The sequence below is a fragment of the Nitrogeniibacter mangrovi genome, from assembly GCF_010983895.1.
GTDB classification, from domain to species: Bacteria; Pseudomonadota; Gammaproteobacteria; order Burkholderiales; family Rhodocyclaceae; genus Nitrogeniibacter; species Nitrogeniibacter mangrovi.
Genome location: NZ_CP048836.1, coordinates 4,114,683 through 4,129,404, shown reverse-complemented (window position 1 = coordinate 4,129,404; position 14,722 = coordinate 4,114,683). Strand labels below are relative to the sequence as shown.

16 protein-coding genes are annotated in these 14,722 nt (G+C 68.8%); 7 read left to right on the top strand and 9 right to left on the bottom strand.

Translation table 11 applies throughout. The annotated features are described in order from the left end of the window. The 6 genes from G3580_RS19225 to dctP are packed head-to-tail and all read right to left on the bottom strand — an operon-like array spanning window position 1 to window position 5,912. Window positions 1-897, bottom strand: a complete 897-nt coding sequence (locus G3580_RS19225) for a biotin-independent malonate decarboxylase subunit beta (protein WP_173768297.1) — start codon at window positions 895-897, stop codon at window positions 1-3. Further along, window positions 894-1,289 carry a malonate decarboxylase acyl carrier protein gene (gene mdcC / locus G3580_RS19220; protein ID WP_173768295.1) on the bottom strand — a complete coding sequence of 132 codons (396 nt, stop codon included), beginning with the start codon at window positions 1,287-1,289 and terminating at the stop codon, window positions 894-896. Before mdcC ends, G3580_RS19225 begins: the two co-directional genes overlap by 4 nt. A gap of 9 nt (window positions 1,290-1,298) precedes the next feature. Beyond that, on the bottom strand, window positions 1,299-2,948 hold the full coding sequence (mdcA, locus tag G3580_RS19215; RefSeq protein WP_173768292.1) for a malonate decarboxylase subunit alpha: 1,650 nt from the start codon (window positions 2,946-2,948) through the stop codon (window positions 1,299-1,301). Between the two features lie 6 nt (window positions 2,949-2,954). Beyond that, window positions 2,955-4,301, bottom strand: a complete 1,347-nt coding sequence (locus G3580_RS19210; RefSeq protein WP_173768290.1) for a TRAP transporter large permease — start codon at window positions 4,299-4,301, stop codon at window positions 2,955-2,957. Then, the gene (locus G3580_RS19205) at window positions 4,301-4,885 is read right to left on the bottom strand and encodes a TRAP transporter small permease (RefSeq protein WP_173768288.1); all 585 of its coding nucleotides are present in this window, start codon (window positions 4,883-4,885) and stop codon (window positions 4,301-4,303) included. The genes G3580_RS19210 and G3580_RS19205 overlap by 1 nt, the downstream gene beginning before the upstream one ends. Before the next feature lies 1 nt (window position 4,886). Next, a complete protein-coding gene (gene dctP / locus G3580_RS19200; protein ID WP_173768286.1) occupies window positions 4,887-5,912 on the bottom strand; it encodes a TRAP transporter substrate-binding protein DctP in 1,026 nt (341 codons plus the stop codon). Window positions 5,913-6,096: 184 nt separating this feature from the next. Here dctP and G3580_RS19195 point away from each other — a divergent pair, with 184 nt between their 5' ends. From G3580_RS19195 to G3580_RS19180, 4 genes are all read left to right on the top strand, one after another. Continuing rightward, window positions 6,097-6,780: a GntR family transcriptional regulator gene (locus G3580_RS19195; RefSeq protein WP_173768284.1), complete on the top strand. Its 684-nt coding sequence runs from the start codon at window positions 6,097-6,099 to the stop codon at window positions 6,778-6,780. A gap of 106 nt (window positions 6,781-6,886) precedes the next feature. Further along, window positions 6,887-7,192 carry an antibiotic biosynthesis monooxygenase family protein gene (locus G3580_RS19190; protein WP_173768282.1) on the top strand — a complete coding sequence of 102 codons (306 nt, stop codon included), beginning with the start codon at window positions 6,887-6,889 and terminating at the stop codon, window positions 7,190-7,192. Window positions 7,193-7,310: 118 nt separating this feature from the next. Beyond that, on the top strand, window positions 7,311-7,838 hold the full coding sequence (locus G3580_RS19185; RefSeq protein ID WP_173768280.1) for a DOMON-like domain-containing protein: 528 nt from the start codon (window positions 7,311-7,313) through the stop codon (window positions 7,836-7,838). Beyond that, window positions 7,835-9,040, top strand: coding sequence for an exo-beta-N-acetylmuramidase NamZ family protein (locus G3580_RS19180; RefSeq protein ID WP_173768278.1), 1,206 nt, complete (start codon window positions 7,835-7,837; stop codon window positions 9,038-9,040). Before G3580_RS19185 ends, G3580_RS19180 begins: the two co-directional genes overlap by 4 nt. Window positions 9,041-9,043: 3 nt before the next feature. On the opposite strand, the gene G3580_RS19175 is transcribed toward G3580_RS19180, so the two are convergent. Both G3580_RS19175 and G3580_RS19170 read right to left on the bottom strand, forming a co-directional pair. After that, window positions 9,044-10,267, bottom strand: a complete 1,224-nt coding sequence (locus tag G3580_RS19175) for a multidrug effflux MFS transporter (protein WP_217424552.1) — start codon at window positions 10,265-10,267, stop codon at window positions 9,044-9,046. After that, on the bottom strand, window positions 10,264-10,734 hold the full coding sequence (locus G3580_RS19170) for a MarR family winged helix-turn-helix transcriptional regulator (RefSeq protein WP_173768276.1): 471 nt from the start codon (window positions 10,732-10,734) through the stop codon (window positions 10,264-10,266). The genes G3580_RS19175 and G3580_RS19170 overlap by 4 nt, the downstream gene beginning before the upstream one ends. 222 nt (window positions 10,735-10,956) lie before the next feature. Between G3580_RS19170 and G3580_RS19165 the strand changes: the two genes are divergently transcribed. The 3 genes from G3580_RS19165 to G3580_RS19155 all read left to right on the top strand — a co-directional run bounded on the left by G3580_RS19165 (window position 10,957) and on the right by G3580_RS19155 (window position 13,886). Beyond that, on the top strand, window positions 10,957-11,598 hold the full coding sequence (locus tag G3580_RS19165) for a c-type cytochrome (RefSeq protein WP_173768274.1): 642 nt from the start codon (window positions 10,957-10,959) through the stop codon (window positions 11,596-11,598). 99 nt (window positions 11,599-11,697) lie between these two features. Further along, window positions 11,698-12,639 (top strand): ribose-phosphate diphosphokinase, encoded by a 942-nt coding sequence (locus G3580_RS19160; RefSeq protein WP_173768272.1) that lies wholly within the window; start codon window positions 11,698-11,700, stop codon window positions 12,637-12,639. A gap of 362 nt (window positions 12,640-13,001) precedes the next feature. Beyond that, the gene (locus tag G3580_RS19155) at window positions 13,002-13,886 is read left to right on the top strand and encodes a DMT family transporter (RefSeq protein WP_173768270.1); all 885 of its coding nucleotides are present in this window, start codon (window positions 13,002-13,004) and stop codon (window positions 13,884-13,886) included. Here G3580_RS19155 and nifM read toward each other — a convergent pair. Next, complete coding sequence (gene nifM, locus G3580_RS19150; RefSeq protein ID WP_173768268.1) at window positions 13,883-14,719, bottom strand: nitrogen fixation protein NifM; 837 nt, start codon at window positions 14,717-14,719, stop codon at window positions 13,883-13,885. The two genes, G3580_RS19155 and nifM, sit on opposite strands and share 4 nt — an antisense overlap. Window positions 14,720-14,722 lie beyond the last annotated feature (3 nt).

Sequence of the window (14,722 nt, the reverse complement as noted above, 5' to 3'; positions counted from 1 at the left end):
TCAGGCCTCCGTGGCCAGCTGCGCGAGCTGTTGGTTGAAGGTGTCGGCGGCGAGCATGGGCACGGCCTCCGGCTGGGGCAGGCCGATGGCGCGCCAGACCTCGAGCCCGTCGCGGGTGTCGGGGTGGGCGGCGCGGCGCTCGGTGAGCGCGGCTTGCGCAGCCTTGAGCGAGGCGAGATCCCCCGGGGCGTTGCGATGGTTCGCCAGTGCGGCCACGGCGGCGGCGCGGAAGGCGGCGGCATCGTCATCCACCAGCCGGGTGGCTTCGCCCAGCGCCCGGCGCAGCTTGCCGCCGGTGACCCGCCACACGAGCGAGCGGTCGCGGGAGTCGAACTCGCCCACGCCCTTCACGGTTTCAATCACCTCGGGGCCGGACAGACCCAGGCGTCCTTCCTCGGACATGATCACTTCGTCGCACAGGCGGGTGACGATGCCCATGCCGCCGAAGGCGCCGCAGGAGCCGCCGATGAGGGCGAACACCGGCACCCCGGCGGCCTGGGCCGCCATGAGCGCACGCATGATCTCGGAGATGGCGATGAGGCCGGCATTGGCCTCGTGCAGACGCACGCCGCCGGAATCCACCAGCAGCAGCACGGCGGCGGGCTTCTCGCGGGCGGCGCGTTCGAGCAGCCCGCGGATCTTGGCGCCGTGCACTTCGCCCACGGCGCCGCCGTTGAACTTGCCCTCCTGCGCGGCGATGAGCACCGGCCGGCCGGCCACGGTGGCCGAGCCGACCACCACGCCGTCGTCGAAGGCGACCGGGGCGTCGAGCCGGGCCAGATGCGGGCTGGTGCGGCGCTGGGCGGGCGGGCAGAACTCGGTGAAGCTGCGCTCGTCGGCCAGTGTGGCTACGCGGGCGCGGGCGCTGGCTTCGAAATAGCTGATGCGTCGGCTCATTTTTCTACCCTCCTGTCGCTTCGCGACATCCTCCCCGAGGGAGGAGGCGCGTCGCCTTCGGGCGGCCGTGCGCCGACGCTTGATGCTTCTCCGGTGCTGTCTTCAAAGGCCTGGGCCAGGCGCAGGCTCACCACGGCAGGCGTGGCGCCGGCATCGTTGATGGCAATACGCAGGCCGCCGGCCGGGTGGCGCTCGGCGAAGTCGCTCAGCACCGCTTCCCAGATGTCGCGAAAGCCGTGGGCCGAGGTGTTGACCTCGATGGCGCACTCGGCCGGGTTCTGACCGGCTTCGATCAGCACTTCCAGGTTGCCCGAGGAGACGACGCCGGTGAGGGCGCTCTGCCGGGCATGGCCCGCCGCTTCGGCGGGCAGGGTGATCTCGAATCGTTCCATGTCACGCTCCTACCAGTTGCGGAACTTCTTCGGCGGGTCGTAGAGCCCGCCCGAGGCGTGCACCAGATCCTTGACGTTGCGGGCGGCGAGCAGGTCGCGGGTGGCCTGGCGCGGGTCGATGCCCAGGTCTTCCGGGCGCTGGACGATGCCGCGGTCACGCAGGTTCTCCACCGCGCGCTTGTCGCGGCCCATGCCCACCGGGGTGTAGCCGGCGACGCCGCGGATGGCCTGTTCGCGCTCTTCCGGGCTGCGGCAACGGACCAGATGGGCGATGCCTTCCTCGGTGATGATGTGGGTGAGGTCTTCGCTGTAGATCATCACCGGCGGCAGGTCCATGCCCGCCGATTCGGCCAGGTCCCAGGCGTCGAGGCGCTCGACGAAGGCCGGCGCCATGTGCTCGCGGAAGGTTTCCACCACCTGGGCGACCAGCTTCTGGCCGCGCGGCATGGGGATGTCGCCCCGCCCTTCCCGGCCGGCCTTGAGCCAGGCGGGCGAAGCATGGCGACGGCCACGGGCGTCGGCGCCCATGTTGGGCGCGCCGCCGAAGCCGGCGATGCGGCCGCGGGTGGCGGTGGAGCTGTTGCCGTGCAGGTCGATCTGCAAAGTGGAGCCGATGAACAGGTCGCAGGCGTAGTGGCCGGCGGCCTGGCAGAAGGCGCGGTTGGAGCGCATCGAACCGTCGGGGCCGATGAAGAACACATCGGGCCGAGCGGCCACGTAATTCTCCATGCCCACTTCAGAGCCGAAAGAATGCACCGACTGCACGAAGCCGGCCTCGATGGCGGGGATCAGCGTCGGGTGCGGGTTGAGCGCCCAGTGGGTGCAGATCTTGCCCTTGAGGCCGAGCTCGGTGGCGTAGGTGGGCAGCAGCAGCTCGATGGCGGCGGTGTCGAATCCGATGCCGTGGTTGAGCCGGGTGATGCCGTATTCCGCGTACAGGCCCTTGATGGCAATCATCGCGGTGAGCACCTGGGTCTCGGTGATCAGCGCCGGGTCGCGGGTGAACAGGGGTTCCACGTAGTGCGGCGTGGGCGCCGGCACGGTGAAGTCCACCCAGTCGGCGGGGATGTCCACCCGCGGCAGGGTGTCGACGATCTCGTTCACCTGGGCGATGACGATGCCGCCCTTGAAGGCGGTGGCTTCGATGATCGCCGGCGTGTCCTCGGTGTTGGGGCCGGTGTAGAGGTTGCCCTGGCGGTCGGCCATCTGCGCGGCCACCAGCGCCACATGGGGCGTGAGATCCACGAAGTAGCGGCCGAACAGCTCCAGATAGGTGTGGATGGCGCCGATGGTGATGCGCCCCGACTCCACCAGCCGCGCCAGGCGGCCGGACTGCGGGCCCGAGAAGGAGAAGTCGATGCGGCTGACCTGCCCGCGCTCGATGATGTCCACATGCTCGGGCAGGGACAGCACCGACTGCACCAGGTGCAGCTCGCGCACCCGCTCGGGGTCGGTCTGCACCATGGCGCGGGCGAGGAAGTCGGCCTGCTTCTGGTTATTGCCCTCGATGCAGATGCGGTCACCGGGTTCGATGATCGCTTCGAGCAGTTCGACCACCTTGTCGGCCTCGACGCGCTTGCCCTGCGCCAGGGCGGCGGCCCGCTCCAGGCGGCGCTGCCGGCCCTGCTGGAGGGTGTTCCATTGTTGAGAGGCAGTCATCTTGGCTTAGCCCCCTTGATAGAAGTGATTGGGGAGCCAGGTGGCAATCCCGGGCACGAGGCACAGGATGAGGATGCCCACGATCATGAGACCGATGAACGGCATGGTGCCCCAGATGATGTTCTTGAGCTTGATCTCGGGGGCGATGCCGTTGATCACGAACAGGTTCAGCCCCACCGGCGGATGGATCAGGCCCATCTCCATGAGGATGGTCATGACGATGCCGAACCACACCAGGTCGATGCCCAGCGCCTTGAGCGAGGGCAGGATGATGGGCGTGATCATGAGGATGATGGCCACCGGCGGCAGGAAGAAGCCCAGCGCCACGATGAAGATGTTCACCCAGAAGAAGAAGGCCCATTTGGACAGCCCCAGGCCCACCAGCCAGCTGGCCGCCTGCTGGGTCACGCCCAGATAGCTCATCACGAAGGTGAACAGGAAGGAGGTGGCGATGATCATCATGATCATCGTGCTCTCGCGGATGGTGCCGGAGAGGATCACCTTGACGTCGCCGGCGCGATAGCACCGGTACAGCACGATGACCATGATCACCGAGCCGGCGGCGCCGATGCCGGCCACCTCCGACGGCGTCGCCCAGCCGCCGTACATGGCGATCATGATGAGCGCGATCAGCAGCAGAAAGGGCAGCAGGCGCGGCAGCGAGGCGAGGCGGTCCGCCCAGCTGAAGTGCTCGTCTTCCGAGATGGCGTGGGCCGGCCCGTCGGTGGCGGCCGCGCGCGCGGTGCGCCGCTCCAGGCTGTACTTGATCATCACCCACAGGGCGAACAGGAAGATCAGCAGCGTGCCCGGGCCGATGCCGGCCATGAACAGGCGGCCGATGGATTGTTCGGAAGCCAGGCCGTACAGGATCAGCGTGAGCGAGGGCGGAATCAGGATGCCCAGGGTGCCGCCGGCGGCGATGATGCCGGTGGCCAGCCCCTCCGAGTAGCCGCGCTTGACCAGCTGCGGGATGCCCGAGGAACCGATCGCCGAGCAGGTGGCCGGGCTGGAGCCGCACATGGCCGCGAACACCGCGCAGGCGAACACGTTGGCGAGGCCGAGGCCGCCGGGGATCTTGTACAGCCAGGCGTTGAGCGAACCGTATACGTCGGTGCCCGCGCGGGTCTTGCCGATCGCCGCGCCCATGAGCACGAACAGCGGGATGGTCAGCAAGGTGAAGTTGTCCAACTCGGAAAACAGGGTCTCGGCGACCGAACCCAGGTGGGCCGAGGGCATGAACCCGGCCATGAAACCCAGCGCCGACAGGCCCAGCGCGAAGGCGATGGGCATGCCCGAGAACAGCAGCACCAGGGTGACGCCCGCGTACAGCAGGCCGATGGTGGTCGTATCCATTATTCCCTCCACTCCGGGCCCGTGGCGTGGGGCCGGCCTTTCCAGCCGACCAGCGCGTCGACGATCTGCACCAGCAATTGCAGGCTCAGCGCGGTGCTGCCGACGGCCATGGACAGGTAGGGCACCCACAGCTTCGGGGCCCAGGTGCTGTCGGTGACGCGGCCGTCATTGAAGGCTTCGAGGAAGAAGTGCCAGGCGTTCCACGCCAGAAAGGCACAGAAGATCAACGACAAGGCATCGCCGATCAGGAAGCGCCAGCGATTGGCGCGTTCCGAGAGCAGGTGCTCGAAGATCTCGATGCTCACGTGGCCGCGCTGCAGCTGGGTGTAGGCGGCGCTCATGAAGGTGGCGATGATGAGCAGGAAGATCGACAGCTCCAGCCCCCAGTCGATGGGCGAGTCCATGAAGTAGCGCATGAACACGCCGTAGCACACGATCAGTGAGGTGATCACGACGATGACGGCAGACAGGTAGCCGGTCAGGACGTTGAAGCCCTTCACGGTCTGGGCGAAAAGGCGCCAGGCCGACCGGCCACCCGACTCCGCCGGCCGGTGCCCGGCCGTGGAGTGGGTGGCGACACTCATGTCACTTCACCGCCTGGGCCATGTCGATCAGGGCCTGGCCGTTGTTCACGTCCTTGGCGAACTCCTTGTAGGAGGTTTCCTTGGCGATGGCCACCCACTTGGCGAAGGCCGCATCGTCCATGTCCACCACCTTGGCGCCACCGGCGGCATAGACCTCGGCGAGGCGCTGGTCGTCACGCTTGGCGCCCTCGACCGCGAACGGCTCGAGCGAGGCGCCCACTTCCATCACCACCTTCTGCTGTTCCGGGGTGAGGCGGTTCCAGGCGTCCATGGAGATGAGCACCGGTTCGAACATGAACCAGAAGGTCTTGCCGCGCGCGGTGGTGACCGCCTTGGCGACCTCGTTGAGGCGGTAGCTGATCAGCGAGGTGCTGGAGGTCAGCGCCGCGTCGAGCACGCCGGTGGACATGGCGCTGTAGATCTCGCTGGAGGGCAGGCTGGTGGCCGAGCCGCCGGCACCGTTGATCATCTGGTCCATGGTGCGGGCACCGCCGCGCACTTTCAGGCCTTTCATGTCATCCGGCACCAGGATGGGCTTGTCGCGGCTGGCGATGCCGCCGGCCTGCCACACCCAGGTGACGATCTTGATGCCCTTCGACTCGAGGATCCGGTCCAGTTCCTTGCCGATGGGCGCCGTCTTCCAGCGCAGGCCCTGCTCGTAGCTGTGCACCAGCGCCGGCATCAGGGTGAGGGTGACCTCGGGGACCTCACCGCCGCCATAGGCCAGCGGCAGCACCGACATGTCCAGGGTGCCCTTGCGCAGGGCGCTGAACTGGCTCTTGGTCTTCATCAGCGAGCTGCCCGGATAGACCTCGATCTTCAGCGAGCCGCCGGTCTTCTGCTCCACTTCGGCGGCGAACTTGCGGGCCAGCTGGTCGCGGAAATCGCCGTCGGCGCCGGTCGACGCGGGGAACTGGTGGGACAGCTTGAGCACCGTGGTGTCGGCCGCCTGGGCCGTCGGTGCGAGGGCCACGAACGCGGCGCCGATGAGGGCGGACACGAGTGCCCGGAACGGTTGCTTCGTCATTTGAGTCTCCTTCCTGGTGGTGTTGTCCGTGACCGGGACGCCCCTCCTGGCGCCGAAGAACCGGCCATGAATTCAATTCATGAATGCAATGATTGTTGTTTTGTATACAAGCTAGGATTAAGTGTGTGCACTGTCAACACTTGCGTATAATGTTTCCTGTTACATCCGATCATCGGAGAGAAAGATGAGTGATACCGTGCCCCCGCTGCGGCGCTCCGAGCAGCTGGTCGAGGAGATCGAAGAGCGCATCGTGACCGGCCAGTACCACCCGGGCATGCGCCTGGACGAGCAGGACCTGGCCGATGAATTCCGCGTCTCGCGCACGCCCATCCGCGAAGCGCTGATCCACCTGGCCTCGGCGGGCATGATCGAGATGCGCCCGCGCCGTGGCGCCATCGTCGCCAAGGTGAGCCCCACCCGCCTGTGCGAGATGTTCGAGGTCATGGCGGAGCTGGAGGCCATGTGCGGGCGCCTGGCGGCCCGCCGCATCACGCCGGCGGAACAGGCCGAGCTGCTCGCGGCGCACCGGGCCTGCGAGGCGGCGCGCGACGCCGAGGATCCGGACGCCTACTACCGCCTCAACGAGGTCTTCCACCAGCACATCTATCAGGCCAGCCACAACGGCTTCCTGGCCGAGCAGGCCGACGCCCTGCACCGGCGCCTGCGCCCCTACCGCCGTCTGCAGCTGCGCGTGCGCAATCGCATGAATACGTCGTACTCGGAGCACCAGGCCATCGTCGATCGCATCGTCCATGGCGACAGCGAGGGTGCCGCGGACACCCTCCAGCGCCACGTGGTGGTGCAGGGCGAGCGCTTCGCCGATCTGGTGGCGTCCCTGCAGGCGCTGCAGACCTCCGACGCGGCCTGAGCTTCGCGGGCGTGGCGCGGCCAGGCGTCGCGATGCCGGTGCGGCACCCATCGGAAACCTTTCGGTCATAGAATGAATCCGACCGTTTTTCCCCTGGAGCACCCCCATGTACCTGGCCATGAACCGTTTCCGCATCGCCCGCGGAAAAGAAGACGAATTCGTGCAGATGTGGCGCGAGCGCGACAGCCATCTGGCCGATGTGCCCGGCTTCGTCCGCTTCCATCTGCTGCGCGGCGCGAGCAGCGACGAGTACACCCTGTTCTCGTCCTTCACCGAATGGGCCTCCGAGGCCGACTTCGAGGCCTGGACCCAGTCCGAGGCCTTCCGCGCGGCCCATGCCAACGCCGGCAAGAGCTCGCGCGACCTGTACCTGGGGCCGCCGCAGCTGGAGCTGTTCGAATCGGTGATCTGAGCGGCGGCAGCCCCTCCGGCGCCGTCGCCAGCGCGCGCCGGAGCGCAGCGTCCGCGCTACACTGGCGGCCCGTTTGCCGCCGTGTCCTCGCATGTGTTCCGATCGTTCCGTCCGTCTCGTGCCCCATCCCGCCGTGCCGGCGCCTCCGGGCGTGGGCGTCGAGGTGGATGTCGCGCGGGCGCCCGACGGCGCGCTGAGGCTCGCTTATCGCCTGCGGGATCCGGCCGCGGTGCTGCGGATGCCGCCGCCGGCGTCGCCCGGCCCGGCCGACGGGCTGTGGCAGCACAGCTGCTGCGAGGCCTTCGTGGCCGCCCCCGACGCACCCGGCTACATCGAGTTCAACTGCGCGCCGTCCGGCCAGTGGGCCGCGTACGCCTTCGACCGCTATCGCGAGCGCCGCGCCACTCAGGGAAACCCGCCATGGCGGCCGGCCATCGCCTTCGGTCAGGATGCGGGTGTCCACCGGCTGAGCGTCACCCTCGACGGCGCCCTGCTGCCGGCCGCGGGGTGCCTGTCGGTCACCTGCGTGCTGGAGGACCGGGCCGGGGCGCTGTCGTACTGGGCGGTGCGCCATCCGCTGGCGCACCCGGATTTTCATCATCGCGACGGGTTCGCGCTGATGTTCTCGGAGGATGGAGTGGCATGAAATTCGGTATCGACCGCCTCATCGAGGATGCGGCGCTGCGCCGGCCGCTGTCGGGCAAGCGCGTGGCCCTGCTCGCCCATCCGGCCTCGACCACCGCCGACCTCACCCACAGCCTCGACGCGCTGGCGCAGCTGCCCGACATCGAGCTGACCGCGGCCTTCGGCCCGCAACACGGCCTGCGCGGCGACAAGCAGGACAACATGGTCGAATCGCCCGACGAGACCGACGCGCGCCTCGGCATCCCGGTGTTCAGCCTCTACGGCGAGGTGCGCCGCCCCACCGACGCCATGATGGACAGCTTCGACGTGCTGCTGGTGGACCTGCAGGACCTGGGCTGCCGCATCTACACCTTCGTCACCACCCTGCGCTACGTGCTCGAGGCGGCGGCGGCGCACGGCAAGTCGGTGTGGGTGCTCGACCGCCCCAACCCGGCAGGCCGGCCGGTGGAGGGCCTGAGCCTGCGCGACGGCTGGGAGAGCTTCGTCGGTGCCGGCCCCATGCCCATGCGCCATGGCCTGACCCTGGGCGAGATGGCCCTCTGGTTCGTGCGCGAATTCGGGCTCGACGTGGACTGCGAGGTGATCGCCATGAGCGGCTGGCATCCGGGCGCGGCGCCCGGCTTCGGCTGGCCGCTGGGCGAGAGGGCCTGGATCAATCCCAGCCCCAACGCGCCCAATCTGTCGATGGCGCGCTGCTACGCCGGCACGGTGATGCTCGAGGGCACGACGCTGTCGGAGGGGCGCGGCACCACCCGCCCGCTGGAGCTGTTCGGCGCGCCCGATATCGACACGCGCGCCCTCGTCCGCACCCTGCGCGAGCTGGCGCCGCAGTGGCTGGGCGGCTGCGTGCTGCGCGAGTGCGCGTTCGAGCCCACCTTCCACAAGCACGCCGGGCAGCTGTGCCACGGGGTGCAGATCCATGTGGAGGCGGCGGGTCACTACCAGCACACCGCGTTCCACCCCTGGCGCCTGCAGGCGCTGGCCTTCAAGGCCATCCGCCGGTTGTGGCCGGACTATCCGCTGTGGCGGGATTTTCCCTACGAATACGAGTTCGAGCGCCTCGCCATCGACCTGATCAACGGTGGTCCGCAGCTGCGCGAGTGGGTGGACGCCGCCGACGCCGCCCCCGAAGACCTGGACGCCCTCGCCCGCCCCGACGAGGCGGCCTGGCGCGAGTCGACGCGCCCGTTGTTGCTCTACTGAGCCTCAGGCGGCCGGCAGCGCCGCCGCCGGGCGTTCGGTCACCATGACGATGGCCAGCGCACCGAGCCCGAGCACCACGTAGGCGCTGGTCAGCGGCACCACGCTGCCGTCGAAGCACTGGCCGACGACGAAGCCGAGCACCGCGCCGCTCACCGTGGTGAAGAAACCGATCAGCGACGAGGCGGTGCCGGCCACGTGGCCCACCTTCTCCATGGCCAGGGTGTTCAGGTTGGCGCCGAGGAAACCGAACATGAACATGCTGCCGGCCTGCATGAGCAGGAACAGGGGCAGCGATTCGCCGTGACGCCACACCAGCGCCAGGTGGGCGAGGTTGAGCACAATCAGCGCGCCCAGGCCGAGGATGGCCAGGCGGCGCATGCCGAAGCGCACCACCAGGCGCGAGTTGGTGAACGCCGCCACCGACATGGCCAGGGCCACCAGCGCGAACAGCAGCGAGAAGCGCTGGCCGGCATTGAACACGTCCATGAAGATGCGCTGGGCCGAGATCACGAAGCCCATGTGCGCGCCCAGCACCAGCCCCATCGCCAGCATGTAGCCGAGCGTGGTGCGGGTGGTGACGGCGATGCGGAAGCCCTCGAACACGGCGGCCGGCGACATCGGCCGGCGGCGGTGGACCGGCAGCGTCTCCTCGAGCCGGTAGAGCGTCCACGCCAGCATCAGGCCGCCGCCCACCACCAGGGCGCCGAAGGCCCAGCGCCACGGGGCCACCAGCAGGATCAGCTGGCCGATGGACGGGGCCAGGATCGGCACCGCCATGAACACCATCATCACCAGCGACATGACCCGGCCCATCTGCGCGCCGGAGTAGGTGTCCCGCGCCAGCGACACCGCGATCACCCGCGGCGCACCGGCGCCCAGGCCCTGGACGAAGCGGGCCGCCAGCAGCATGGCGAAGCTCTGGGTCATGGCCGAGAGCAGGCCGGCGAGCGAGAACAGCGCGAGGCCGCCGATGAGCACCGGCCGGCGGCCGAAACGGTCGGACAGGGGGCCGTAGAACAGCTGCGAGGCGCCCATGCCCACCAGATAGAGGGCGATGACCGCCTGGCTCTGGTTGGGGTCGCTGAGGAAGAAGTCGGCGTTGAGCTCGGGCATCGCCGGCAGCATCACGTCGATGGCCAGCGCGTTGAGCGCCATGCACGCGGCGATGAAGGCCACGAATTCGTAGAAGTGCATGCGCCCGGCACGGTCGGCGGCAAGGGGATTCATCGGTCGAGCGCCTCGGTGAAGGGTTGGAGGGATTCGGACAAGGCATCGACGGTGTCGGCGTCGGCGACCCGGCGCAGCAGCGCGATGTCGCTGCCGATGACGGCCCGCATCGCGTCTTCGGCGAAGGCGATGCCGGTGTCGGTGAGGTGCACGATGCTGCCGCGCCGGTCGTCGGGGTCGTCGGTCCGCTCGATCAGCTCGCGCTGCTCGAGCGACTTGAGCACCTTGGTCAGGCCGCCCGAGCTCAGCAGCATGCCCTTGTAGATGTCGGACGGGCGCAGGGCATGGGGTGCGGGGGTCTTGCGCAGGGTCGCCAGCACCGAGTATTCGGCGGCGGACAGGTCGAAGCGCGCCATCTCGCGCTGGGCGTTCTCGAAGATGAGATCGCGCAGGCGGAAGATGCGCGCGATCAGGCGCATGCCCGGCGTGTTGATCTCGGGAAAGCTCTCGGCGGTCTGGCGAAGCATGTCTTCGCAACGGGTTCGGCAGGGTCGGCTCATGGCGTCAAGTTAGCATCTAAATAGCTTTCTAGCAAGCTATCTGGTGAGAATCATCAGCGGCTCGATGACCGCTCGTCGGCCGTGGCCCGATGGGGCGCCGTCTGGCGTCGTGATCGCTCAAGTCCGCGTGCGCGAGGCCGTTTACACCTTGTAACAATTGTTGCGCGCACGCGATGAGGGAGAATCGAGATGTTCCGCCGGCCTCTGACCACCGTGGTTTTCGGTTTGTTGTGTGCCCTGGTGCCGATGGCCGCCCAGGCGGGGCCGGGCGAGGCCGCGCAGGTACTCGCGACCCTCTCGGCGGATCCGGTGGCGCGTGACAAGGCCATCGACAACGGCGCGCGCAACGCCACCTTCTGCGCCAACTGCCACGGCCAGAGCGGCGTGAGCAACATCCCTGACGTGCCCAACCTGGCCGCCCAGCACCCCGAATACCTGCTCAAGCAGATGAACGCGTTCATCACCGGCGCGCGCAAGGCGCCCTTCATGGAAGGGCTGATGCGGGCGCTGTCGCCGCAGGAGCGCGCCGAGCTGGTGCTGTTCTTCGCCACCCGTGGGGCGCCGGCGGGGGTTTCCGGCGATCCCGGGCAGGTGGCGACCGGCAAGGCCGCCTTCGCCCAGTTGTGCGCCCGCTGCCATGGGGCTGATGCCCACGGCACCGCCACGGCGCCGCGCCTGGCGGGCCAGCAGCCCAAGTACCTGCGCACCAGCCTGATGCGCTACCTCACCCTCTCGGGGGAACGCTTCTATGCGCCGATGACCGCCCAGGTCACCAAGCTCGGCGAGGAACGCATCGAACCGGTCATCCAGTACCTGCGCACCCTGCGCTGAGGCGCTCACCCTTCAAGGGACAATTTCCCCGATCGGCCCACCGCGGCGGGCCGGGCGTTTACAATTTGTTTCTCCATCCAGAGCATGCCCGAGTTCGCCATGAAGGACGCCCTGCAAGTCTTCGCCTGCGGTTCCAACCGCGCGCTGGCCGCCGAAATCGGCCGCATCCTCGACATTCCCGTCAGCCCGCTGGAGATCTCCCGTTTCTCCAACGACAACCTGCATGTGCAGGTTCAGGCCAACGTGCGCGAGCGCGACGTGTTCGTGGTGCAGTCGTTCACCGAGCCGGTCAGCGACCACATCATGGAGCTCATGATCACCCTCGATGCGCTGCGCAGCGCCTCCGCGCGGCGGGTGACGGCGGTCGTGCCCTACTATTCCTATGCGCGCTCCGACAAGAAGGACGCCCCGCGCATCTCGATCACCGGGCGCCTGGTGGCCGACATGCTGCAGACGGCCGGCGCCGACCGGGTGCTCACGATGGATCTGCACGCCGACCAGGTGCACGGCTTCTTCAGCATTCCGGTCGATCACCTCACCGCCATCCCCACCATCGCCAATCATTTCCGCGAGCACTACGACCTGTCGAACATGGTCGCGGTGGCCACCGACGCGGGGGGCGCCAAGCGGGTCGGTCGCTTCTCCGAGCGCCTCGGCATTCCCATGGCCATCATCGACAAGCGCCGCGTGAGCGACACCCAGGTCAAGCAGGGCCAGGTGGTGGGCGAGGTGCGCGGCAAGGACGTGGTGATCTTCGAGGACGAGATCTCCACCGGCGGCACCCTGGTGTCCACCGTCGACACCCTGCGCGCGGCGGGCGCGCGCAGCATCCACGCCGGGGCGGTGCACGGCGTGCTCTGTGGCCCGGCCATCGAGCGCCTGCGCGAATCGGCGATCGAGTCCATCGTCGTCACCAACACCTGCCGCATCGACGAGGACAAGCACCTGGACAAGCTCACCGTGCTCACCGTCGCCCCCCTGCTGGCGGCGGCCATCGAGCGCATCCACAGCGGCGAGAGCGTGGGTGCCCTGTTTCAGTGATTGACACCCGGCCCGGTCCGACCCCACACTTTTGCCCATGAACGCGACCCTGTTCCGACTGTCCCCGCGCTGCACCCGACGCCATGCCATGCGTGTATGGCGCGCGTGCGCGTCGCCGGGGCCCGGATGCACCTAGCGTTCGATCCAGACCGAATCCGTTCGGGGGCCGCGGTGACACACACCGCGGCCCTTTTCTTTGCCTGCTCGACCACAAGGAGCCTCCCCATGAGCACGATGACCCGCCTTCCGATCGCCACCTGCCTGCAGGGCCGCGGCCGTGCGTGGTGCCGGATGGGGGCCGTCCGACCGCGCGCGGACGTCGTCTGCGCCGCTTCGGTCAACGCGTCGAATGGAGGTGCGACATGCCTGTCCAGCTGGCCTACCTGAGCGTCATCCTGATCTGGGCCACCACCCCGCTGGCGATCCAGTGGAGCACCCAGGGGGCGGGCTTCGCCTTCGCGGTGTTCTCGCGCATGCTCATCGGCGTGCTCGTCGGCGCCGGGGTGCTGGCGATGTGTCGTATTCCGTTCCCGCTGCACGCCCATGCGCGCCGGGTGTATCTGGTCGGCGGCGCGAGCCTGTTCGCAGGTATGGCGCTCACCTACTGGGCGGCGCGCCATGTGCATTCGGGCCTGATCTCGGTGATGTTCGGCCTCTCGCCACTGGCCGCGGCGGTGATGGCGGCGCTGTGGCTGGGGGAGCGTTCGCTCACCCGCCGGCGCATCGCCGGGGCGGTGCTCGGGGTCGGCGGACTGGCGGTGATCTTCGTCCAGGGCGGTTTGGCCGGTGGGCCCATGGCCGTTGCCGGGCTGCTGGCCCTGCTGGTGGCCATGACCTGCTACACCGCCGGCATGGTGTGGATCAAGCGCATCGGCAACGACAGCCCGCCGCTGGCCACCACGGTGGGCACCGTGGCGGTCGCCCTGCCCGGCTTTGCCCTGGTGTGGTGGCTGGCCGAGGGCCGGGTGCCGGTGGACCTGCCGCTGCGGGCCCTGAGCGCCATCGTCTATCTGGGCGTGTTCGGCTCGGTGATCGGTTTCGCCGCCTACTATCACTGCATCCGTCACCTGGAAGCCTCGCGGGTGGCGCTGATCACCCTGATCACGCCGGTGCTGGCGCTGCTGCTGGGGCAGGCGCTCAACGGCGAGCACACCACGCCGCGGCTGTGGACGGGGGTGGTGATGATCCTGTGCGGGCTGGTGCTGCACCAGTGGGAGGTGTTCGTCCGCCGGGCGCGTCCGGGTTAGGGCATCGCCGTGGTGGCGCCCGCCTCCGCCAGGCGGCGCAGCCAGTCCTGCTGGGCGCGGGCGCGGCGGCGTTCGTCGAGCTTGCCGACGAGGCGCTCGGCGACCTCGTCGAAGGGAATGGGGCCATGGGGCAGGATCTCGTCGCAACGGATCAGGTGCAGCCCCATGGGCGAGGCGGTCACCGCGCTGAGCTCGCCTTCGGCCAGGGCGAAAGCGGTCGGCTCCAGTTCGGCGAACAGCTGGCCGCGCCGCACCACGCCCAGTTCGCCGGCCTGTATGGCGGTCGGACAGTGTGAATGGGCCAGCGCCTTGTCGCCGAAGGCGGTCGCGTCCGGCGCTTCGGCGCGGATGGCCTCGAGCAGCGCCTGAGCCGCGGCCTGTTCGGCCGGGGTGTTGGAGGTGATGAGGATGTGGCGCAGGCGGCGCGCCTCGGGGCGGTCGAAGGCCTCCGGATGGCTGCGGTAGTAGAGCTCGGCGTCGACGCGTGTGACTGCCGGCGCCCGCGCCGCGACCTTCTCCAGCACCGTCTCGACGCGCAGCTCGCGGTGCAGCGCGGTGTTCAGGTCGGACACGTTCAGCCCGAGGCGCTGCAGATCGGCGAGAAAATCGTCCTCGGTCGCGTAGCGGCCGCGGATGTCCGCCAGCGCGGCGGCCATGGCCCGATCAGGCACCACCACGCCGGCGGCCTCGCGGGTGGCCAGCACCCGGCGTTCGAGGTCCGCCTGGCGTCGGGCGACTTCGCGCACGCGTTGCCTTTGCGCCGTGTCGAGGGCGTCGGGCGCCTTCTCGAACAGGCCCCAGGCGAGTTTCAGTTCGGTGTAGGCCGGGATCATGAC

What these genes read in the sequence shown, in the direction of transcription:
- G3580_RS19170 (WP_173768276.1), bottom strand. Translation starts at nt 10,734, where the DNA reads ATGCTTCGCCAGACCGCCGAGAGCTTTCCCGAGATCAACACGCCGGGC.
- G3580_RS19195 (WP_173768284.1), top strand. Translation starts at nt 6,097, where the DNA reads ATGAGTGATACCGTGCCCCCGCTGCGGCGCTCCGAGCAGCTGGTCGAG.
- mdcA (WP_173768292.1), bottom strand. Translation starts at nt 2,948, where the DNA reads ATGACTGCCTCTCAACAATGGAACACCCTCCAGCAGGGCCGGCAGCGC.
- G3580_RS19190 (WP_173768282.1), top strand. Translation starts at nt 6,887, where the DNA reads ATGTACCTGGCCATGAACCGTTTCCGCATCGCCCGCGGAAAAGAAGAC.
- G3580_RS19205 (WP_173768288.1), bottom strand. Translation starts at nt 4,885, where the DNA reads ATGAGTGTCGCCACCCACTCCACGGCCGGGCACCGGCCGGCGGAGTCG.
- nifM (WP_173768268.1), bottom strand. Translation starts at nt 14,719, where the DNA reads ATGATCCCGGCCTACACCGAACTGAAACTCGCCTGGGGCCTGTTCGAG.
- G3580_RS19225 (WP_173768297.1), bottom strand. Translation starts at nt 897, where the DNA reads ATGAGCCGACGCATCAGCTATTTCGAAGCCAGCGCCCGCGCCCGCGTA.
- mdcC (WP_173768295.1), bottom strand. Translation starts at nt 1,289, where the DNA reads ATGGAACGATTCGAGATCACCCTGCCCGCCGAAGCGGCGGGCCATGCC.
- G3580_RS19165 (WP_173768274.1), top strand. Translation starts at nt 10,957, where the DNA reads ATGTTCCGCCGGCCTCTGACCACCGTGGTTTTCGGTTTGTTGTGTGCC.
- G3580_RS19160 (WP_173768272.1), top strand. Translation starts at nt 11,698, where the DNA reads ATGAAGGACGCCCTGCAAGTCTTCGCCTGCGGTTCCAACCGCGCGCTG.
- G3580_RS19155 (WP_173768270.1), top strand. Translation starts at nt 13,002, where the DNA reads ATGCCTGTCCAGCTGGCCTACCTGAGCGTCATCCTGATCTGGGCCACC.
- G3580_RS19210 (WP_173768290.1), bottom strand. Translation starts at nt 4,301, where the DNA reads ATGGATACGACCACCATCGGCCTGCTGTACGCGGGCGTCACCCTGGTG.
- G3580_RS19175 (WP_217424552.1), bottom strand. Translation starts at nt 10,267, where the DNA reads ATGAATCCCCTTGCCGCCGACCGTGCCGGGCGCATGCACTTCTACGAA.
- dctP (WP_173768286.1), bottom strand. Translation starts at nt 5,912, where the DNA reads ATGACGAAGCAACCGTTCCGGGCACTCGTGTCCGCCCTCATCGGCGCC.
- G3580_RS19180 (WP_173768278.1), top strand. Translation starts at nt 7,835, where the DNA reads ATGAAATTCGGTATCGACCGCCTCATCGAGGATGCGGCGCTGCGCCGG.